15 protein-coding genes and 1 pseudogene are annotated in these 18,467 nt (G+C 71.2%); 12 read left to right on the top strand and 4 right to left on the bottom strand.

Annotation, left to right across the window (positions count from 1 at the left end; translation table 11 throughout):
* The first annotated feature begins 28 nt into the window (after positions 1–28).
* From CRP56_RS02535 to CRP56_RS02515, 5 genes are all read left to right on the top strand, one after another.
* Positions 29–577, top strand: coding sequence for an FABP family protein (locus CRP56_RS02535; RefSeq protein ID WP_097259780.1), 549 nt, complete (start codon positions 29–31; stop codon positions 575–577).
* A 95-nt stretch (positions 578–672) separates the two neighbouring features.
* Positions 673–1,125, top strand: coding sequence for a hypothetical protein (locus tag CRP56_RS02530; RefSeq protein WP_097259779.1), 453 nt, complete (start codon positions 673–675; stop codon positions 1,123–1,125).
* A gap of 265 nt (positions 1,126–1,390) precedes the next feature.
* Complete coding sequence (locus CRP56_RS02525; RefSeq protein ID WP_097259778.1) at positions 1,391–6,583, top strand: family 43 glycosylhydrolase; 5,193 nt, start codon at positions 1,391–1,393, stop codon at positions 6,581–6,583.
* Positions 6,584–6,660: 77 nt separating this feature from the next.
* On the top strand, positions 6,661–7,347 hold the full coding sequence (locus tag CRP56_RS02520) for a haloacid dehalogenase type II (RefSeq protein ID WP_097259777.1): 687 nt from the start codon (positions 6,661–6,663) through the stop codon (positions 7,345–7,347).
* 41 nt (positions 7,348–7,388) lie between these two features.
* The gene (locus CRP56_RS02515) at positions 7,389–8,447 is read left to right on the top strand and encodes a P1 family peptidase (protein ID WP_097273643.1); all 1,059 of its coding nucleotides are present in this window, start codon (positions 7,389–7,391) and stop codon (positions 8,445–8,447) included.
* Positions 8,448–8,453: 6 nt separating this feature from the next.
* Here the strand turns inward: CRP56_RS02515 and CRP56_RS02510 are convergent, their stop codons facing one another.
* Positions 8,454–9,023: a phosphoribosylanthranilate isomerase gene (locus CRP56_RS02510; RefSeq protein WP_097259776.1), complete on the bottom strand. Its 570-nt coding sequence runs from the start codon at positions 9,021–9,023 to the stop codon at positions 8,454–8,456.
* 55 nt (positions 9,024–9,078) lie between these two features.
* Entirely contained in the window at positions 9,079–9,759 is a 681-nt protein-coding gene (locus CRP56_RS02505) for a hypothetical protein (protein WP_179850936.1), read from the bottom strand.
* Between the two features lie 64 nt (positions 9,760–9,823).
* On the opposite strand from CRP56_RS02505, the gene CRP56_RS48215 reads away from it, so the two are divergent.
* Both CRP56_RS48215 and CRP56_RS47465 read left to right on the top strand, forming a co-directional pair.
* A complete protein-coding gene (locus CRP56_RS48215) occupies positions 9,824–10,315 on the top strand; it encodes a CGNR zinc finger domain-containing protein (protein ID WP_257039994.1) in 492 nt (163 codons plus the stop codon).
* Positions 10,316–10,391: 76 nt separating this feature from the next.
* Positions 10,392–11,687, top strand: a complete 1,296-nt coding sequence (locus tag CRP56_RS47465; RefSeq protein ID WP_179850935.1) for a hypothetical protein — start codon at positions 10,392–10,394, stop codon at positions 11,685–11,687.
* A gap of 33 nt (positions 11,688–11,720) precedes the next feature.
* On the opposite strand, the gene CRP56_RS02490 is transcribed toward CRP56_RS47465, so the two are convergent.
* Complete coding sequence (locus CRP56_RS02490) at positions 11,721–12,254, bottom strand: VOC family protein (protein ID WP_097259774.1); 534 nt, start codon at positions 12,252–12,254, stop codon at positions 11,721–11,723.
* A gap of 373 nt (positions 12,255–12,627) precedes the next feature.
* On the opposite strand from CRP56_RS02490, the gene CRP56_RS02480 reads away from it, so the two are divergent.
* Both CRP56_RS02480 and CRP56_RS02475 read left to right on the top strand, forming a co-directional pair.
* On the top strand, positions 12,628–13,068 hold the full coding sequence (locus tag CRP56_RS02480; RefSeq protein WP_097259772.1) for a pyridoxamine 5'-phosphate oxidase family protein: 441 nt from the start codon (positions 12,628–12,630) through the stop codon (positions 13,066–13,068).
* A gap of 120 nt (positions 13,069–13,188) precedes the next feature.
* Positions 13,189–14,020: pseudogene (locus CRP56_RS02475) on the top strand (universal stress protein).
* Between the two features lie 74 nt (positions 14,021–14,094).
* Here the strand turns inward: CRP56_RS02475 and CRP56_RS02470 are convergent.
* On the bottom strand, positions 14,095–14,463 hold the full coding sequence (locus tag CRP56_RS02470; protein ID WP_257039993.1) for a hypothetical protein: 369 nt from the start codon (positions 14,461–14,463) through the stop codon (positions 14,095–14,097).
* Between the two features lie 178 nt (positions 14,464–14,641).
* On the opposite strand from CRP56_RS02470, the gene gap reads away from it, so the two are divergent.
* The 3 genes from gap (at position 14,642) to CRP56_RS02455 (ending at position 18,168) form a co-directional block, all read left to right on the top strand.
* Positions 14,642–15,670 (top strand): type I glyceraldehyde-3-phosphate dehydrogenase, encoded by a 1,029-nt coding sequence (gene gap / locus CRP56_RS02465; protein WP_097259770.1) that lies wholly within the window; start codon positions 14,642–14,644, stop codon positions 15,668–15,670.
* 114 nt (positions 15,671–15,784) lie between these two features.
* Positions 15,785–17,515 carry a sensor histidine kinase gene (locus CRP56_RS02460; RefSeq protein WP_097259769.1) on the top strand — a complete coding sequence of 577 codons (1,731 nt, stop codon included), beginning with the start codon at positions 15,785–15,787 and terminating at the stop codon, positions 17,513–17,515.
* Between the two features lie 65 nt (positions 17,516–17,580).
* Positions 17,581–18,168: a hypothetical protein gene (locus CRP56_RS02455; protein WP_143664888.1), complete on the top strand. Its 588-nt coding sequence runs from the start codon at positions 17,581–17,583 to the stop codon at positions 18,166–18,168.
* Positions 18,169–18,467 lie beyond the last annotated feature (299 nt).

The raw sequence follows: 18,467 nt of genomic DNA, 5'->3' as shown, positions 1-18,467 counted from the left end.
CGACCCGCCCGACCCCGAGGAGCACAGCGTGTCCCACCCCGCACCGGAGTACCCGTACGGCGAAGCCCACGGGCCGGACGCCGCACCCGCACCCCACGCCCTGCTGAAGCCGGTGCTCGGCTTCCTGGGCACCTGGCGCGGCCGGGGCCGCGGGGGATACCCGACCCTCGACGGGGACTTCGCCTACGCGCAGGAGGTCACCTTCAGCCACGACGGCCGCCCCTTCCTCCGCTACGAGGCCCGGGCCTGGCTGATCGACGCGGACGACACCCCGATCCGCCCGGCGGCCCGCGAGAGCGGCTGGTGGCGGCTGCAGCCGGACGGCCGGGTGGAGGCGTTGATCACCCAGCCCACCGGCATCGCGGAGATCGCCGTGGGCCATGCCGAGGAGCGCGCGGTCGACCTGTCCACCCACGAGGTGGCGCTGACCCCGACGGCCAAGGAGGTCGAGGCCACCCGCCGCCGCTACACGCTGACCGACGCCGACACGCTCACCTTCGTCCACGATCTCGCGGCGGTCGGGCAGCCGTTGCAGCATCACCTCTCGGCGGAACTGCGGCGCAGGGAGCAGGGCTGACCGCTGTCGCACAGGGTTCACCCTGGTGGGCAGCCGGGATACAGTCCCCCTCCAGAAAATCCGGGGCAGCGGAGTTCACCAGGGGGAGATGCGTGATGGCTGGTACCGAAGACGGCGCTTACGAGGGGTTCACGGCCGAGGAGCGGGCCGCGATGAAGGAGCACGCGCGGGAGATGAAGACCGCCGCGCGGCGCCGCTCGAACGCGGACAAGGCGGCGGAGGCCGAGCGGGACGTACTCGCGAAGATCGCCGAGATGCGGGACCCGGACCGGGTGATGGCCGAGCGGGTGCACGCCGTCGTCACGGCCGCCGCTCCCGCGCTCGCGCCCAAGCTCTGGTACGGCATGCCGGCCTACGCGTTGGACGGCAAGGTCGTCTGCTTCTTCCAGAGCGCGGAGAAGTTCAAGGCGCGCTACGCGACCCTCGGGTTCAGCGACCTGGCGAAGCTGGACGACGGTCCGATGTGGGCGGCCGGGTTCGCCCTGACCGAGGTGACGGCCGAGGTGGAGGAACGGATCGGCGCGCTGGTGAAGCGCGCGGTGGGCTGAGAGGGGCAGCTGGGGCGCGGGCTCCGCGGGGCCCGCGCCAACGCGCCTTGGCGCTCCCGCCGTTGAGCACCCCCGAAGCCGTCTGTTCGACCCGTCGGACATTGTTCGAAACCTCTTGACGCTGCCCCACAACCCGTTTGACACTCTCGCAACACGACGTCACACAGCCGCAACGTCAGGGCGCCCTTGGCCGAGGCGCCCGTTCCCGGCTGACTCCTGCTTGCCCCCCTCCTCCGTCAGCCATGCCTCAGCAGGGAAACCCCACATGACGCACCTCGCACGTCCGCGCCCCCGCGCGAGACGCTGGGCGGGCCGCCTCGCGGGCCTGACCGCCGTGTCACTGTTCCTCGGCCTCACCGCTCCGGTGACCTCCGCGACCGCCGCCGACACCGCGGACATCACCGACGGACTCGCCCTCTGGTACAAGCTCGACAACGCCTCCGGCAGCACCGTCACCGACGCCTCCGGCCACGGCCGGGACGGCACGGTCAGCGGTACCGCCGACTGGTCGGCCTCCGGCCAGGGGCTCACCTTCAACGGCTCCGACACCTACGTCAAGGTGCCGAACGACGTCATGAAGGGCATGAGCGCGATCACCGTCTCGACGGACGTGCTGGTCGATGCGGCGCAGTCCACGCCGTACTTCATCTACGGCTTCGGCAACTCCAGCGGCAGCAGCGGCAACGGCTACCTGTTCACGACCGGCAACGGTTTGCGCACCTCGATCGCGACCGGCAACTGGTCGACGGAGCAGACCACCAAGCCCTCGGACGCGCACAACCTGACCCGCGCGGTGTGGAAGCACCTCACCTACACCCAGACCGGCTCGACCGGTGTGCTGTACGAGGACGGCGTCGAGGTCGGCCGCAACACCGCGGTCACCATCACCCCGGGCGCCATCGGCTCCGGCACCACCACCGCCAACTACATAGGAAAGTCCGTCTACTCGGGCGACAAGCTCTTCAAGGGCCGCATCCGCGACTTCCGGGTCTACGACCGTGCCCTGGACGCCTCCGAGGTCGAGCGGCTCTCGCTCCCCGTGGCCGCCCAGGGCGTCGCCGACGACAAGGCGGCCCTCGACCTCGGTGACACCAGCGCCGTCACCGCCGACCTGGACCTGCCCAAGACCGGTACGGCGGGCGGCTCCACGATCAGCTGGGCCAGCGACAACACCGCCGCCGTCTCCGACACCGGCCAGGTGACGCGCCCCGCCGCGGGCGAACCGAACGCCCACGCCACGCTCACCGCGACCCTGAAGAAGGGCACGGTGACGGACACCAGGTCCTTCGACGTCACGGTCCTGCCCGCCTTCGACGACAAGACCGCCACCGAGCAGGCCGCCGAGGCCCTCACCGTCCACAACCTCGACGACGTACGCGGCAACCTCACCCTCCCCGCGGACGGCGACTACGGCACCAAGGTCGCCTGGTCCTCGGCGAGTTCGGACGTCATCACCGACGACGGAGTCGTCCACCGCCCCGCGCACGGCGCCGGCGCCACCACCGTCGACCTGACCGCCACCGTCACCAAGGGCGAGGCGTCCACGACCCGCACCTTCACCGCGAAGGTCCCCGAACTCCCCAAGCAGGAAGCCCTCAAGGGCTACATGTTCAGTTACTTCACCGGTGAGGGCACCTCGGACGGCGAACAGCTCTACGCCGCCCTCAGCAAGGGCGACGACCCGCTGAAGTGGCGGGAGTTGAACGACGGCAAGCCGGTGCTGACCTCCACGCTCGGCGAGAAGGGCCTGCGCGACCCGTTCATCATCCGCTCCCCGGAGGGCGACAAGTTCTACCAGATCGCCACCGACCTGCGGATCTACGGCAACGGCGACTGGGACGCCGCCCAGCGCAGCGGCAGCAAGTCCATCATGGTCTGGGAGTCCACCGACCTCGTCCACTGGACGAACCAGCGCTTGGTCAAGGTCTCCCCGGACAGCGCCGGCAACACCTGGGCCCCGGAGGCCTTCTACGACGCCGAGCGCGGCGAGTACGTCGTCTTCTGGGCGTCGAAGCTGTACGACAACGAAGCGCACTCGGGCGACACGTACAACCGCATGATGTACGCGACCACCCGCGACTTCTATACCTTCAGCCAGCCCAAGGTCTGGGTCGACCGCGGCTACTCGGTCATCGACTCCACGATGATCCGTCACGACGGCACCTACTACCGCCTGTCGAAGGACGAGCGGAACAACTCCTCCTCCACCCCCAACAGCAAGTTCATCTTCGAGGAGAAGAGCGACTCGATCCTGGGTTCGTGGAGCCCCGTCGCCGAGGGCATCGGCAAGGGCGCGATGAGCGCCGCCGAGGGGCCGCTGGTGTTCAAGTCGAACACCGAGGAGAAGTGGTACGCGTTCCTCGACGAGTTCGGCGGGCGCGGCTACCTCCCCTTCGAGACGACCGACCTCGACTCCGGTGTCTGGACCCCGGTCGCCGACTACGACCTGCCGTCCAGGCCGCGCCACGGCACGGTCCTGCCGGTCACCCAGGCCGAGTACGACCGGCTGCTGCGCGCCTACCAGCCCGACCAGTTGGTGGAGAGCGTCGAGGGTGTCCAGGTGAAGACGCGGACCGGTGAGGCTCCGGTCCTGCCGGGCACCGTGATCGCCACCTACGCCGACGGCGTCAAGCGCCCCGTCGCCGTCGACTGGGAGGACGTCCCGGCGTCCAAGTACGCGCAGCCCGGCACCTTCACGGTCACCGGCAGCCTGCCCGACGGCGCCGCACTGCCGGTGCAGGCCGAGGTCACCGTCTCCGCGGAGGGCCCCGACGTTCCGGCGGACCTGCTCCTGGAGTACGACTTCGACGAGACCGGCGGCAACATCGCCCGCGACGCCAGCGGCCACGGCTACCACGGCACCTACGCCCGAACTCCCGCGTTCGGCACCGGAGTCCACGGCGGCTCGTTCAAGATGTCCGGCGATGCCGGCACGTCCCCGTACGTGAAGATCCCGAACGGCGTGCTGAAGAACGCCGACAGCGTGACTGTGTCGACGTACGCCAAGTGGCAGGGCGGCGCGAGCTTCCAGTGGCTGTTCGGGCTGGGCCCCGACAGTGACAAGTACCTGTTCGCCACCCCGTCCAACGGCGGCTCCAGCCTCTACTCGGCCATCACCAAGGCGAGTTGGTCCGCCGAGTCGAAGCTGACGGCCGGCTCCCAGCTCACCCCGGGCGAGTGGAGGCACGTCACCGTCACCCTCGACGGCACGACCGGCACGATGATCCTCTACGTCGACGGCGTCGAGGCGGCCCGCACCACGACCGGCATCAAGCCGTCCGAACTGTACGACGCGAACAAGGACTACAGTGGCTACATCGGCCGCTCCCTGTACGCGGCCGACCCCTACTTCGGCGGCGAGGTCGACGACTTCCGCATCTACGACCGCGCCCTGACGGCCGCGGAGGTCATGGAGCTCAGCGGCAACACCGCGGGCATCGCCAAGGCGACGCAGTCCGGTCTGAAGGTCGACGCGATCATCGACAACGCGGACGGCAAGATCACGCTGCCGCTGAAGGAAGGCGCCGATCTCACCTCGCTGGCACCGGAGTTCACCCTCGCGCACGGCGCGGCGATCAGCCCCGCCTCCGGCAGCGTCCAGGACTTCAGCAAGCCGGTGACGTACGAAGTGACCGGCTCCGACGGCAAGAAGCGCACCTGGACGGTCTCGGCGCTCATCATGAAGAGCCCGGTCCTGCCCGGCCTCAACGCCGACCCGAACATCGTCCGCTTCGGCGACACCTTCTACCTCTACCCGACCACCGACGGCTTCGAGGGCTGGAGCGGCACGCAGTTCAAGGCCTACTCCTCGACCGACCTGGTCCACTGGAAGGACCACGGCGTCATCCTCGACCTCGGTCCCGACGTCTCCTGGGCGGACAGCCGCGCCTGGGCGCCGACCATCGCCGAGAAGGACGGCAAGTACTACTTCTACTTCTGCGCCGACGCCAACATCGGTGTCGCGGTGTCCGACTCGCCGACCGGCCCGTTCAAGGACGCCCTCGGCCGACCGCTGCTGAAGGCGGGCCAGCTCAGCGGCCAGATGATCGACCCCGCCGTGTTCACGGACGACGACGGGACGTCGTACCTCTACTGGGGCAACGGCCATGCCTACGTCGCGCCGCTGAACGCCGACATGGTCTCGATCGACACCGCGAAGACGAAGGACATCACCCCCAGCGGCTACAACGAGGGCTCCTTCGTCATCAAGCGCAAGGGCACCTACTACTTCATGTGGTCGGAGAACGACACCCGGGACGAGAACTACCGGGTCGCCTACGCCACCGGCTCCTCGCCCACCGGCCCGTGGACCAAGCGCGGGGTGATCCTGGAGAAGGACCTCGCGCTCGGCATCAAGGGTCCTGGCCACCACTCCGTCGTCCACGTCCCCAACACGGACGACTGGTACATCGCCTACCACCGGTTCGCCATCCCGGGCGGAGACGGCACACACCGTGAAACCACCGTCGACAAGCTGGAGTTCGACGCGGACGACCTGATCAAGAAGGTCGTGCCGACGCTCACCAGCATCGACCCGGTCACCGTCGTGCACGCCGGCCCGAACGCCGAGGGCACCGAGGGCGACGCGCTCGCGCTGAACGGCACCCTGTCGGGGGCGGGCAGCCCGAAGTGGACGGTCGAGGACGGGGCACCCTGCGCCTTCGCCGACCCCACCGCCACACACACCACCCTCACCTGCACCGACGACGGCACCTACACCGTCACCCTGACCGGCGGCCGCAGCCGCGACACGGCCACCGTGAAGGTCGCCAACGCGGCACCGGCCATCACCGCCGCCACCGGACCCCGGTCCGCGGTGTCGGTGGGCAGGACCGCCGTCGTCACGGCCGCCTTCACCGACCCCGGCTCCTCCGACACCCACACCTGCAAGGTCGACTGGAAGGACGGCACCGCACCCCAGGCCGGCAAGGTCACCACGACCGGCTGCCGGGCCGAGCACACCTACACCAAGGCCGGCATCCGCCGCCCGGTCGTCACGGTCACCGACGACGACGGCGCCGCGGACAGCAGGACCCTCCCCGAGCTGATCGTCTACGACCGCTCCGCCGGACCGGCCTTCGGCACCGGGGTCTACACCTCCCCGGCCGGCGCCTACCCCGCCCGCCCGGCCCTGACCGGCAAGGCCGCCTTCTCCCTCGTGGCCCTGTACGAGAAGGGAGCCACCATCCCCACGGGATGGGCGTCGCTCGACTTCGGCCCGGCCAAGCTGAAGTTCCGCTCGACCGGCTCCGACTGGCTCGTCGTCACCGGCGACCAGGCCGTCTACCAGGGGTCCGGCACGGTCAACGGCGGCAGCGGCTACGGATTCCGGGTCACGGCCACCGCGGACACGTTCCGGATCAAGATCTGGAAGAAGGCGGGCGGCGAGGTCGTTTACGACAACGCTACCAGCCCGAAGCTGGCCGGCATCATCACCATCGGCGCCGCCCGACGGTGAGCCGGACACCGGGCGGCGCGGGCACTGACCGGTGCCCGCGCCGCCCGTCACCGTGACCCCTCCGGGAGGGCCCGCCCATGGCAGAGCTTGAGATCGACGCCGTCGTGTTCGACGTGCTCGGCACCCTCGTCGACGAACCGGCGGGACTCCGCGCCGCCATCCGCGCACTCGATCCCTCGCTCGACGAGCCCAGGGTCGAGGAGCTCCTCGCCCTCTGGCAGCGGCACGTAGAGCACGAGCAGGCCCGCGTCGTGGCGGGGGCGAGGCCTTTCACCACCAGCGAGGTGATCGACCGGGAGGCGGCGCGGCTGGTCGCCGACGCCACCGGAGCCGACGACTCGGCGGCCGCCGCGCTGGCGCTGTCCGCTCGGCGGCTCCCATCGTGGCCCGACACCCTGGCGGGTCTGGCGCGGCTCGCCCAGCGGTTCCCGCTGATCGGGCTGTCCAATGCAAGCCGTACGGCTTTGCTGGAACTCAGCGCCCACGCCGGACTCCGCTGGCACCAGGCGTTGTCCGCCGCGGAGGCCGCGACCTTCAAGCCGGACCCCGCGGTCTACCAACTGGCCGTCAGCGTCTCCGGACGACCGCCGGAGCGGCTGCTGATGGTCGCCGCCCACGCATGGGACCTGCGCGGAGCCCAGCGCCTCGGCCTGCGCACCGCGTACGTCGCCCGCCCGGTCGGCGATCCGCCCGCCCCCGAGGACCGCTTCGACCTGTACGCCGACGGCCTGGCCGATCTGGCGGACCAGCTCGACAAGGCATAACTGAGCGAGGCGCGGAACCGTGCCCGCGTAGGGTGCCGATCATGAGCGCACCCGCCCCTCGCCCCTCCTCCTCCGGCTCCGCTCCTCGGGCCCGGGACATCGGGCTCGGCGTCGGTGATCTGCCCACGGGGCCGCACAACGCGCTCACCGACGTGCCGGGCGTCCGGGTCGGCCACACCACGCTGATCGACCCGCCGCGGGTGCACAGCGGTGTCACCGCGATCGTGCCGGACGGGATCGGCCCGCAACGTCCGCTGCCCGCCGGGGTGTTCGTGGGCAACGGGTACGGCAAGCTGCTGGGCGGCACGCAGCTGGCCGAACTCGGCGCGCTGGAGACGCCGGTGCTGCTCACCTCGACCCTCTCCGCGTTCCGGGTCGCCGACGCCCTGGTCGGCTGGATGCTGGAGCGGCCGGGCAACGAGGACGTGCGGAGCCTGAACCCCGTGGTGGGGGAGTGCAACGACGGGCTGCTGTCCGACATCCGCTCCCGCCCGGTGCGCGAGGAGCATGTCCGGTCCGCGCTGGAGAACGCGTCCGACGGACCGGTGGCCGAGGGCTGCGTGGGGGCGGGCACGGGGACCTCCGCACTCGGGTTCAAGGCCGGTGTCGGCACCTCGTCGCGACGGCTCGCGCTGAGCGGCCGGGAGGTGACGGTGGGGGTGCTGGTGCAGGCCAACTTCGGTGGCACGCTCAGGATTTCGGGCCGCACGGTCACTCCGGTCGACGTCGGTCTGCCCGACCCGGACGCCGGTCCGGACCGCGGTTCCTGCATGGTCGTGGCCGCCACCGACGCGCCGCTGGACGCCCGCCAGCTGACCCGGGTGGCCCGCCGCGCGGTCTACGCGCTGGCCCGCGTCGGTGCCGCGTACGGCCACGGCAGCGGCGACTACGGCCTCGCCTTCGGCACCCGCCCGCTGGGCGAGCCCGCCGGTCCGGCCGTGCTGCCCGACGACCGGCTCGACCCGCTCTTCGGCGCCGTGCTCGACGCGGTGGAGGAGGCCGTCCTCAACTGCCTGCTGACGGCCACCACGACCACGGGCCCGCGCGGCCACACCCGCCATGGACTGCCGGCGGAACCCCTGCGCACGCTGCTGGAGTGAGCCCGCTCAGTGGGAGCGGGCCGCGGCGATGAAGGCGGCCATCTTCTCCCGGCTCTTGATCCCCGGCGCGGTCTCGACGCTGCTGGAGACGTCCACGCCGTAGGGGGCGAAGGTTTCGATCACGCCCGCCACGTTGTGCTCGTCGAGGCCCCCGGCGATCACGACCCGCCCGGGCACGTCCTTCACCCACGCGGGGATGTCCGCGAAGACACCGCTGCCCGTGCTGGCGTCGTAGAAGAAGTACTCCAGGGCCTCCGGGTGCTCGGGTGGTGTGCCGGAGGCGAGGGCGAGATGGGGGATGTCGACCATCTCGTAGACCTGGATCGTGTCGAAGTGCTCGGCGACGGCCTCGGTCTCCTCATGGGCCAGCGCCACGGCGAACGTGGGAATCCGTCCGCGCGCGTGGTCGGCGAGCGCCACGGCCCGCTCGGGCGGGCAGTACCGCTTGCTCTTGGGGGTCACCACGACCCCGATGGCGTCGTAGCCCAGCTCGATGGCCCAGTCGATCTGCTGCTCCTGGGTGAGCCCGCACACCTTAACGAACCCGCCGGACCCCGTCGGCCGCCGCCCGCTCATCCTGTCTCCTTCTCGCACACGTCACGAAGCTGTGCTCACCGTATGCGCAGTCGGTTCAGTCGTCGGACAGCAGCCAGCCGATGTGCAGTTCCTCCGCGGCCGGGCGGAACGTGCGGATGAGTTCGGCGCGCTCGGGGTCGTCCTCGGGGAGACAGCGGGCGAGGAGCGCCTGCGCGGCGACGGTCTGCGGCCGGGCGCCGAGCGCGCCCCGCAGGTGGAGCGAGCGGCGCAGCAGCGCGATCCGCTCGGCGGGCTCCCTGCGCGGAGCGATGTGCCGGATGATGTACGACTCGAGGAACTCGTCGCCCGTAGCCGTGGCGATGGCGAGTGCCGTGTCGTAGTGCGGGTCGGCGGCTGCCGGGTCCTCGTCGATGTTGTCCAGCAGGACCCCCCAGTGGAACTCGGCCCAGCCGCGCAGCTTCTCGTCGCCGCCCTCGACCGCCGCACGGTAGCCGGCCTCGGCGACGGCGCGGTCGTCGGGACGCGGGTCGCGGCGGAACAGCAGTCGGCTGTAAGCCAGTCGTGCCGTGAGCAGCTGCGCGGTCGGCGACGCGGGGTCGAGCGCCGCGACCGCCTTCTCGGCCTCCTCGTGACCCTGGATCGTGAAGAACCAGCGCTCTACGGCGATTTCGGCACGCAACTCGGGTTCACCGTCGGGACCCAGGACGGCCAGCGCGGCATCCCATTCCCCGAACAGATGCAGTCGACGGGCAATGTAGGTGTCGTCAGATATCATGGTGCCTACATTAGGAAGCGGCGATGTAGGTGGTCAAGTGCAATACGGTGACTACGTCGGGAACGTGACGAGGCTGGCCGTCGAGTTGGCCAACACGAGGACCCTCGACCCACACGGCGAACTGGTCGGCCAGTTCTTCGAGGAACACGAGGTCACTCCGCCGCCGGGCGGCGACTACGGCGCGCTGCCGGACCTCGTGCGGGAGGCCTTGGCGCAGGCGGTCGACGGCACCGCACCCGAGGCCGTGCACCGGCTGCTGCGTGACTATCCGCCGGAGATGCACCTGTCCGACCACGACGGACTCGGCGGCTGGCACGTCCACTTCAGCCGCAACGGCACTCCGGCCCAGCGCTGGGCCGGCCAGCTGATCGCCGCCCAGCTCGCGCTCGTCGTGGCCGGGGAGCCGGCGGTGACGCTGGGGCGGTGCGCGGCGGAAGGCTGCGACAACTACTTCGTGGACCAGTCACGGAACCGGACACGCCGCTTCTGCTCCAACGCCTGCGCGAGCCGGACGACGGTCGCGGCGTACCGGGCCCGGACGGCGAAGAAGTCCTAGCGCGGTCCTTGAGCGGTCCCGCTGCGCTGTCAGTGGCCGTCCGTAGGGTGGTGGCACATCCAACGGGGAGGCAGCGATGCGCAGGCCGGTCGAAGGCGAAGTGTTCGTGCACTACGGGCAGATCTATGTCGAGAGCGACCCGGACAGCTTCGGCCCGGATCTCTCCGAGGCGTTCGCCGGACAGCGCGCGGGCCTGTGCGGCGCTGCGATCCCGGGCGCCCTGTGGCTGACGACCGGGCTGCACACGGGGGACGTCGGTTTCACCGTCGAGGTCCATGAGGAGCCGCCCGCGTTGGACCCGCAGTGGGAGGACGTGGTGGAGGTGTCCTTCCGTCCCGTCTCGGCGGACAGCCGACTGGTGCAGTGGGCGGGCGAGGCCGTCTGGGAGCTGGACCTGGAGGAGACCGACTACCGCGTGCGCTACTGCGCGAAGGGCATGGACGAGGCGAACAGACAAGACACCCGGATGGACGACGAGCCACAACTGGACAGCTATCTCCTGCAGTTCTGGCCCGCCCCGCCGGCCACCGACCGCGTCCTCAAGCAGACGTCGGAGATCGCCGCCTACTGGCACAACTACGCGGCCGAGCAACATCCTCCGCCCACCCCCGAGGAGCGGGCCGAGGCCGAGCGCCGTGAGCGACTCGAACAGGAGCGGGTCGAGCGGGAGAACCGGCTCGCCCTGGAGCGCTGGGAGTGGGGCGGGCAGCTGCCGAGCCAGGCCCTGCGGGAGGTCCTGGGCAACGTCCGTGGTCTGGTGCCGTTCGACCCGCCCCTGGTCCATGCGATCGACGCCGCGGGTCCGGAAGCCCAGCGTGCCGTCGCCCTGTTGGCGGCTCGGCGCGCCTGCGAGCGGTCCGGTCTCACGGCCCTCGACTGGGTCACCGACGGGCTGACCGCGCTGGCGGAGGGACGCCCCCTGCCGCCGCCCTTCGACGACTGGGACCGCATGTGGCGGACCTTGGCCGACGACCCGCACGCCCCGGACGGGACCGTGGGCGAGGCCGTCCCGCCCGAGCGGCCCCCGTTCCAGCCGCCCGTGCCACGGCCGGAGCTGACGGCCTGGGAGGAGCCGCAGGTGGTGGGCCCGGCGGCTGCCGTCGTGGAGTGGCCGAACCCGCAGCCGGTGCCCGGGCGGCGGTCCCGAACCGCCGCGTTCACCATGGCAGTCACCTACGGAGCCCCGGACCCGTCCCGGCGGATGTCCCAGCCGCACATGGCGCTTCCCGCGGTGACCGGAGCCGCGGAGGCGGACCCGCTGCGGGCCGCCCTCGACGCGGTGTACGCGGGCGTGGTCACTTACGGGGAGCACTACGAGACGCTGCTGCAAGAGATCTGGGCGGCGCTGCCGCCGGTGGGCGACACGCCGTAGGGCTCGCCGCGCCGGGCCCGGGCGCGGGCCCAGTCAGTCGCCGCTCCTGACGGGCGCGCTGCTGCGTCCGCTGCGCCGACCGCTGAGCTCCGCGTCCAGCGTCTCCTGGGCCACGCGCATGGCCTCGGCGTACACCGGCTCGCGCAACCGCTGCCACATCTCCGCCTCGGGCACGTCCTCCACATGGCTGACCACCCACCAGATGTTGCCGAACGGGTCCCTGATGCGACCGCCCCGCTGCCCGAAGGCGTCGTTCGTCACGGCGGTGACCACTTGGCCGCCCGCCGCCAGGGCCCGGGAGAACGCCTCGTCGGCGTCGCCGACGAAGACGCGCAGCAGGCTCGGCATGACCGGCCAGTCGGCGCGGCGATCGAAGGCGAGCACGACCGTGTCGCCGACGCGGATCTCCCCGTGTCCGATCAGGCCGTCCTCGGTCACCACCCGCCCGAGCTCCTCACCTTCGAATGCCTGGGCGACGAAGTCGAGAAACGCCCCCGTGTCGTCGGTGACGACCCAGGGGGCCACGCTGGTGTAGCCCTGGGGAGCGGCAGTCCTCTGCTCGGTCATGGTGTTCCCCTTCGCCGGTGGTGCCCGATGTGTCGACGGTAGGCCGCTCCTAGGTCGGTTCCTGTCCTATACGGCGGACGACGCCCGGTCGTCCCTCCGGCGGGCCGTGTTCTCCGGCCCTGCTGCCCCCTGCCCGGGGAACTCTCTGTCCCGCCGCACCACCCTGCCGGCCACACGCACGGCCGCGGTCACCGGCCTGTTGGCGGCGGTCCTGCTCGATCAGCTGAGCAAGGAGCGCCGGGCAGCCGCGTGACAGGGCCGTTGTCCGGAACATCCGGGACTGACGGCCCTTCGCGCACGATGCCCGTTCGCCGACCATGGACGGACGACGTGCTCCTCACGCCTGCCGCTCCCGGCGAAAGACGGTCTGGCCATGTATCCCAACGACGGATTCCGCGAACTCGAACGGCAGGAATGCCTGCGGCTGTTGGCCGAGGTGCCCATGGGCCGGATCGTCCACACCCGCCAGGCCCTGCCCGCCGTGCTGCCGGTCAACTTCTGTCTGGACGGCGACGGCGCCGTGCTGCTGCGCACCGCGGCCGCATCGGAGCTGGTGCGCGCCATCGACGGCGCGGTCGTGGCCTTCGAGGCCGACCAGGTCGACGCCGGCACGCACTCCGGCTGGAGCGTCGTCGTCACCGGCGCCGCCTCGGTCGTCAGGGACCCGGCCGAGCACGACCGCCTGACCCGCACCGGTCCGCGCTCCTGGGTGCCCTCGCCCGACGAGGTCTTCGTCCGGATCGAGCCCGACCTCGTCACCGGCCGCGCACTCGTCGGCGGCCACACGCTCTACGGCGTCCACCTCCCGGACTGACACCGGTCCGTACGGCCCTGCGAAAGGGGCCGTACGACGCTTCATCGGGTGCGCCCGGCCCCTGCCCGGGGTGGTGCGGGCGGACAAGCATCGGGACCACAGAGCAGAGGAGGAGGGGACATGACTCTCCAGCAGGTGGTCGTGGGAACGGACGGTTCACTGGTCGCCGTACGGGCCCTGGACTGGGCCTCGGACGACGCGGTGCGGCGCGGTGCCGAGCTGCGGATCGTCTACGCCGTGCCCGACCGCGACCAGGCCGGACCGGTCCCTCGCCTCGGCCGTCGCACGCGTGCGTGAACGCCACCCGGGCCTGACGGTGACGTCCCGGGCCGTCGCGGGCAGCCCCGTACGGGCGCTCGCGCAGGAAAGCGAGGGCGCGGCCCTCACGGTCGTCGGCACCCGGGGCTTCAACGGGGTCACCGGCCTGATGGCCGGTTCCGTGAGCCTGCGGCTGGCCACACGGGTGCGGGGCCCGCTGCTCGTCGTACGCGGTGATCACCCGTGCGACGGCAAGGAGGAGGTGCTGCTGGGCCTGGAGGACGACTCCGACGCCGAGGCCGCCGCGTACGCCTTCGACGAGGCGGAGCGCCGCGCTGTCCGGCTGTGCGTCGTGCACGCCCGCATCCACCGGCACATCACGCCCGAGCAGCCCTCGCCAATCCCCGCCACCGGCCCCGGGCAACGGCGCCGCGAGCGCGAGGACCGGGCCGAGGAAGCCGTACCCCGCTTCAGCCTGGCCCGGCTGGAGGAGCAGCACCCCGGCGTCGGCGTGGCGGCCCGCACGGTGCGCACCGGACCGGCGCACGCCTTGCTGGCGGCCACGGGCGACTCGGCCGTCGTCGTCATCGGCGTCCACCGCCGTGCCGGTCACCTCGGCCCCCGGCTCGGCCCGGTGGCCCACACCCTGCTGCACCGCTCGCACTGCCCGGTGGTGCTGGTGCCGACGACCTGACGACCGTCCGCACGACGTGGAAGGGGTGAGGCCCATCCGGCCTCACCCCCTCTTCACCCCTTCGTCCCCGTCGCTCAGCCGTCGGTCTCCGTACCCGGCCCCCCGCGCCACGGCGGCGGTGTCGCCGCCTTGCGCGCCTCGTCGCCGCGATGGGCCAGTCGGTTGGCGCGGCCACGCAGCCGGTCCTGCAACCGGTCGGCGAGCTCGGTCGCGCTCGCCTCCTGGGCGTGTACGACGACGAGGGCGTCGCCCACCCGGATCTCGGCCGCCGCCGACCAGGGCTGCGCCACGTGCTGCGCCGCCGCGTGGTCGATCCGTACCTCGCCACTGACGTCCGGGAGCCCGGGCCGCTCGAAGGCTGCGACGACCTTCGCCCGGACGTACCCGAGCGCCTCGGCGTCGACATCGCCCGTCGCCCGCACCTGGATGCCGCTGAAAGCCATGTGCCCCATCTCCCTCTGATCTTCTGCCGACGACTCCACCCTCCCGCCCACTGATGCTCGCTCCCAGGGCCGGGTGGCCCGGGCCCCGTCCCCGTACGGCCCCTCCCGCGGCGGGCACCCGGGCCGGAGGCTGGCAGCGCACCGCAACCACCGGACACCGATCAGGAGGACGACGGACATGAGCGTGCGCGTGGGCATCAACGGATTCGGCCGCATCGGCCGCAACTACCTGCGCCTCGTACTGGAGCGCGCGGAGCGGGCGGTCGGCACGCCCGTGGAGGTCGTGGCGGTCAACGACATCACCTCGCCGGCGGCGCTGGCGCACCTGCTGGCATACGACTCGACGTACGGCCGAATCGGCCGCACCGTCGAACACGACGAGGACTCCCTCACGGTGGACGGCCGGCGGATCGCGGTGACCGCAGAGCGGGACCCGGCCGCGCTGGCCTGGGGCGACCTGGGCGTCGACATCGTCATCGAGTCCACCGGACGCTTCCGCACCCGCGAGGACGCCGGTCTGCACCTGAAGTCGGGCGCCCGCAAGGTGCTGCTCTCCGTACCGGGCAAGGGCGTCGACGCCACCGTCGTGATGGGGGTGAACGAGGGCTCCTACGACCCGGAGAGCGACCACGTCGTCTCCAACGCCTCCTGCACCACCAACTGCGTGGCGCCCATGGTGAAGGTGCTGGACGAGTCGTTCGGCATCGACAAGGGGCTCATGACGACCATCCACGGCTACACCAACGACCAGGTCGTCCTCGACGGACCGCACAAGGACCTGCGCCGCGGCCGCAGCGCCGCCGTCAACATCATCCCGACCAGCACCGGGGCCGCCCGCGCCGTCGGCCTGGTGCTGCCGGAGCTGGCGGGCACCCTGGACGGCATCGCCGTGCGCGTGCCGGTGGAGGACGGCTCCCTGACCGACCTGACCGTCGTGCTGGAGCGGCCGGCGACCGCGGACGAGGTCAACGCGGCGTTCCGGGAGGCGGCCGCCGGGGCCCTGAAGGGTGTGCTGCGGGTCTCCGACGCCCCGATCGTCTCCCGGGACATCGTGGGCGACCCCGCCTCCTGCGTCCTGGACGCACCGCTCACCCAGGCACACGGTGAGCTGGTCAAGGTGTTCGGCTGGTACGACAACGAGTGGGGATACACCAACCGCCTCCTGGACCTGACCGAGTACGTCGCCGCGCGACTTCGGCGCGACTGACGCCCCCGGGCCCACCTGCTCGGATTCTGTATTGCTTCTCGCCCTGGACCATTACCGTGGCATGTGACCGCGACGGTCGGTCTGAACGTCGCGAGGAGACGTGGAGGAGCGCGGGTGGGAAGCCATGAGCGGGCCGGGGAGGCCCGCGTCCGGCTGCCGCAGCTCAAGCTCGACGAGTTGCTGGAGGAGCTGCAGGCCCGGCTGGACGCGGCCCGCGGCACCCGCGACCGGGTGCACAGCCTCCTGGAGGCGGTGCTCTCGGTCGGCCGCGAACTAGACCTCGAACAGGCCCTGTACAGCATCGTGGAGGCCGCAGCGGTCCTGGTGGACGCCCGGTACGCCGCCCTGGGCGTGATCGGCTCCGACGGCAAGCGGCTGTCGGCGTTCCACACCGTCGGCGTCTCCGAGGAGCAGATCGCCCGGATCGGCCCCTACCCCGAGGGCCACGGCATCCTCGGCGAGCTCATCACCCATCCGGAGCCGCTGCGCCTGGTGAAGATCTCCGGGCATCCCGCGTCCTACGGGTTCCCGGCCCACCATCCGCCGATGAACACCTTCCTCGGCGTCCCCATCCGGGTGCGTGACCAGGTGTTCGGCAACCTGTACCTGACGGAGAAGCGGGGCGGGGCGCAGTTCGACGAGGAGGACGAGTCGGTCCTGTCGACGCTCGCCGTCGCCGCGGGCGTCGCCATCGACAACGCCCGGCTGTACGAGGAGTCCCGGCTCAGGGAGCGCTGGCTGCGGGCCACGGCGGACATCGCCCAGAGTCTGATGTCCGGCAGCGAACGCGGCGCGGCCCTCGCCCTGATCGCCGAGAGCGCACGGGAGATCACCGGCGCGGCCCTCGCCGTGATCGCCATGCCCCTGGAGGGCACCGAGTCGCTGCGGGTGGAGCTGGCTGTCGGGACGGGCTCCGAGGCGCATCACGGGCTCGTCCTGCCCGTGGGCAACAGCCTGATCGGGCAGGCCTTCGCCGACGGCTCCCCGGTGATCAGCCCGGACGTGTCGCGTGACGAGCGGGTGCCGAACGCCGAGCCGCGCTTCGCCGGCCTCGGCGCGGCCGTGGCGGTGCCCATCGGCACGGGGGAGGGCCTGCGGGGTGTGCTGCTGCTGGTGCGGGAGGCGGGCCGGCCGGCGTTCTCCGAGAAGGAGACCGAACCCCTGTACGGTTTCGCCGCGCAGGCCGCGATCGCGCTGGAACTGGCCGAGCGCCGCCAGGACGCCGAGCAGATCGCCCTGCTCCAGGACCGTGACCGGATCGCCCGCGACCTGCACGACCTCGCCATCCAGCGGCTCTTCGCCACCGGTATGACCCTGCAGAGCGCGGGCCGCTTCATCGACCACCGGGAGGCCTCCGAGCGGGTGGCCCGGGCCGTCGACGACCTCGACGAGACCATCAAGATCATCCGGTCGACCATCTTCGGCCTGCGGGCCCGCGACGGCGCCTCGGGCACCGGCCTGCGGGCCCGTGTCGTCCGGGCGGCGGGCGAGGCCGCCACCGTGCTGGGCTTCGCGCCCAGCGTCCGCATGGTCGGCCTCGTCGACACGGATGTGCCGCGCGAGATCGCCGACCAGGTCGCTGCCGTCCTGACCGAGGCCCTGACCAACGTCGCCCGGCACGCGCACGCCACCCGTGCCGAGGTGTCCCTGGAGACCGACGGGCACGAGGTGCGGCTGACGGTCACCGACAACGGGGTGGGCGTCCCGGCCGGCGGGCGGCGCAGCGGCCTCGACAACATGGCCGAGCGGGCCCGGCAGTCGGGCGGCGCGTTCGAGATCCGCACGCCGGAGGGTGGGGGGACCAGGCTGGAGTGGCGGGTGCCGGTGCCCCGCGACGAGGAGTAGGAGCGCCCGTCCGGCACCACCGCTACTGTCCGATCGCGGCATTCACCACGGCCATCCTCTCGCCCGTGATGGCTGTGCTCACGGCCCAACGTCAAGAGCGAGGAAAGCGCAGAGCCACCGACCTCGAAAAGCTCCAGTTGGCTGTTCTCGCCTTCCGCTCCCACCTCGTCCATCACCGATCTAGGGCTTCAGTCCGGCGGGAGTACGACGCGGATTTCCTGCCCGATGTGGTGATCGAGAACTTCGTCGAGGAGGTGGTCAACAGCTCTCTCAGCCAGGAGGGCCGTCGGCAGGAGGCGATCCGAGCCTCGTTGGTACGCATCGCGGGCGACATGCGGGTGCGTATGGCGGAGGAGATCGGTCTGGCCGCGGCGAAGCTCAAACAAACCAAACTTGAAGAAGACGCCATCAAGCGGCAGGATGCACGGTTGGGTTGGCACCAGCAGAACTACGTAGTGCCAGGGCTCGTAGACATCTCGGGGGTTCTGGACCGGCTGAGCCAGAACCCGAACACTGACGAGCTGTACGATGCGGCGCTGAAGGAAGTGGACGCTCTCCTGAAGACCGTAGGCATCAAACGGATCGGGCTGAAGGGGAGGCACCCCCTTCCTGATGCGGCCTCCCTTCCAGACCCCAACTACGTCTCCAACTGACAAGAACAACCGAGCCCAGTCGGAACCGGTTTCGGACGGCTCGCGCTCCTCGAACCCCGGCTGCCCAGGGCACGCGATTTTCCCTACCAATAAAGGGTCCAGCCCGGAGCAGTGGAATCCGGCGTCCACCCAAAACAACACCCGGACCTTCAGCTCGCCCGCCCCCGGCCACCGACAACGTAATGGGCCCCCGACTCCGTCGGCGGCCCATTACGAAATTACGGCTAGGGATTATTGAAAGGTGTCCTTGCTGCCAGAGAATTGGGGTCGCTCCCAAACAAGCTCAGCGCAGGCACCTG

The sequence above is a fragment of the Streptomyces sp. TLI_55 genome, assembly GCF_900206255.1.
Taxonomy (GTDB): Bacteria; Actinomycetota; Actinomycetes; order Streptomycetales; family Streptomycetaceae; genus Streptomyces; species Streptomyces aquilus.
The sequence above is the reverse complement of the archived record's forward strand: the minus strand, read 5'-3'. Positions and strand labels throughout refer to the sequence as shown.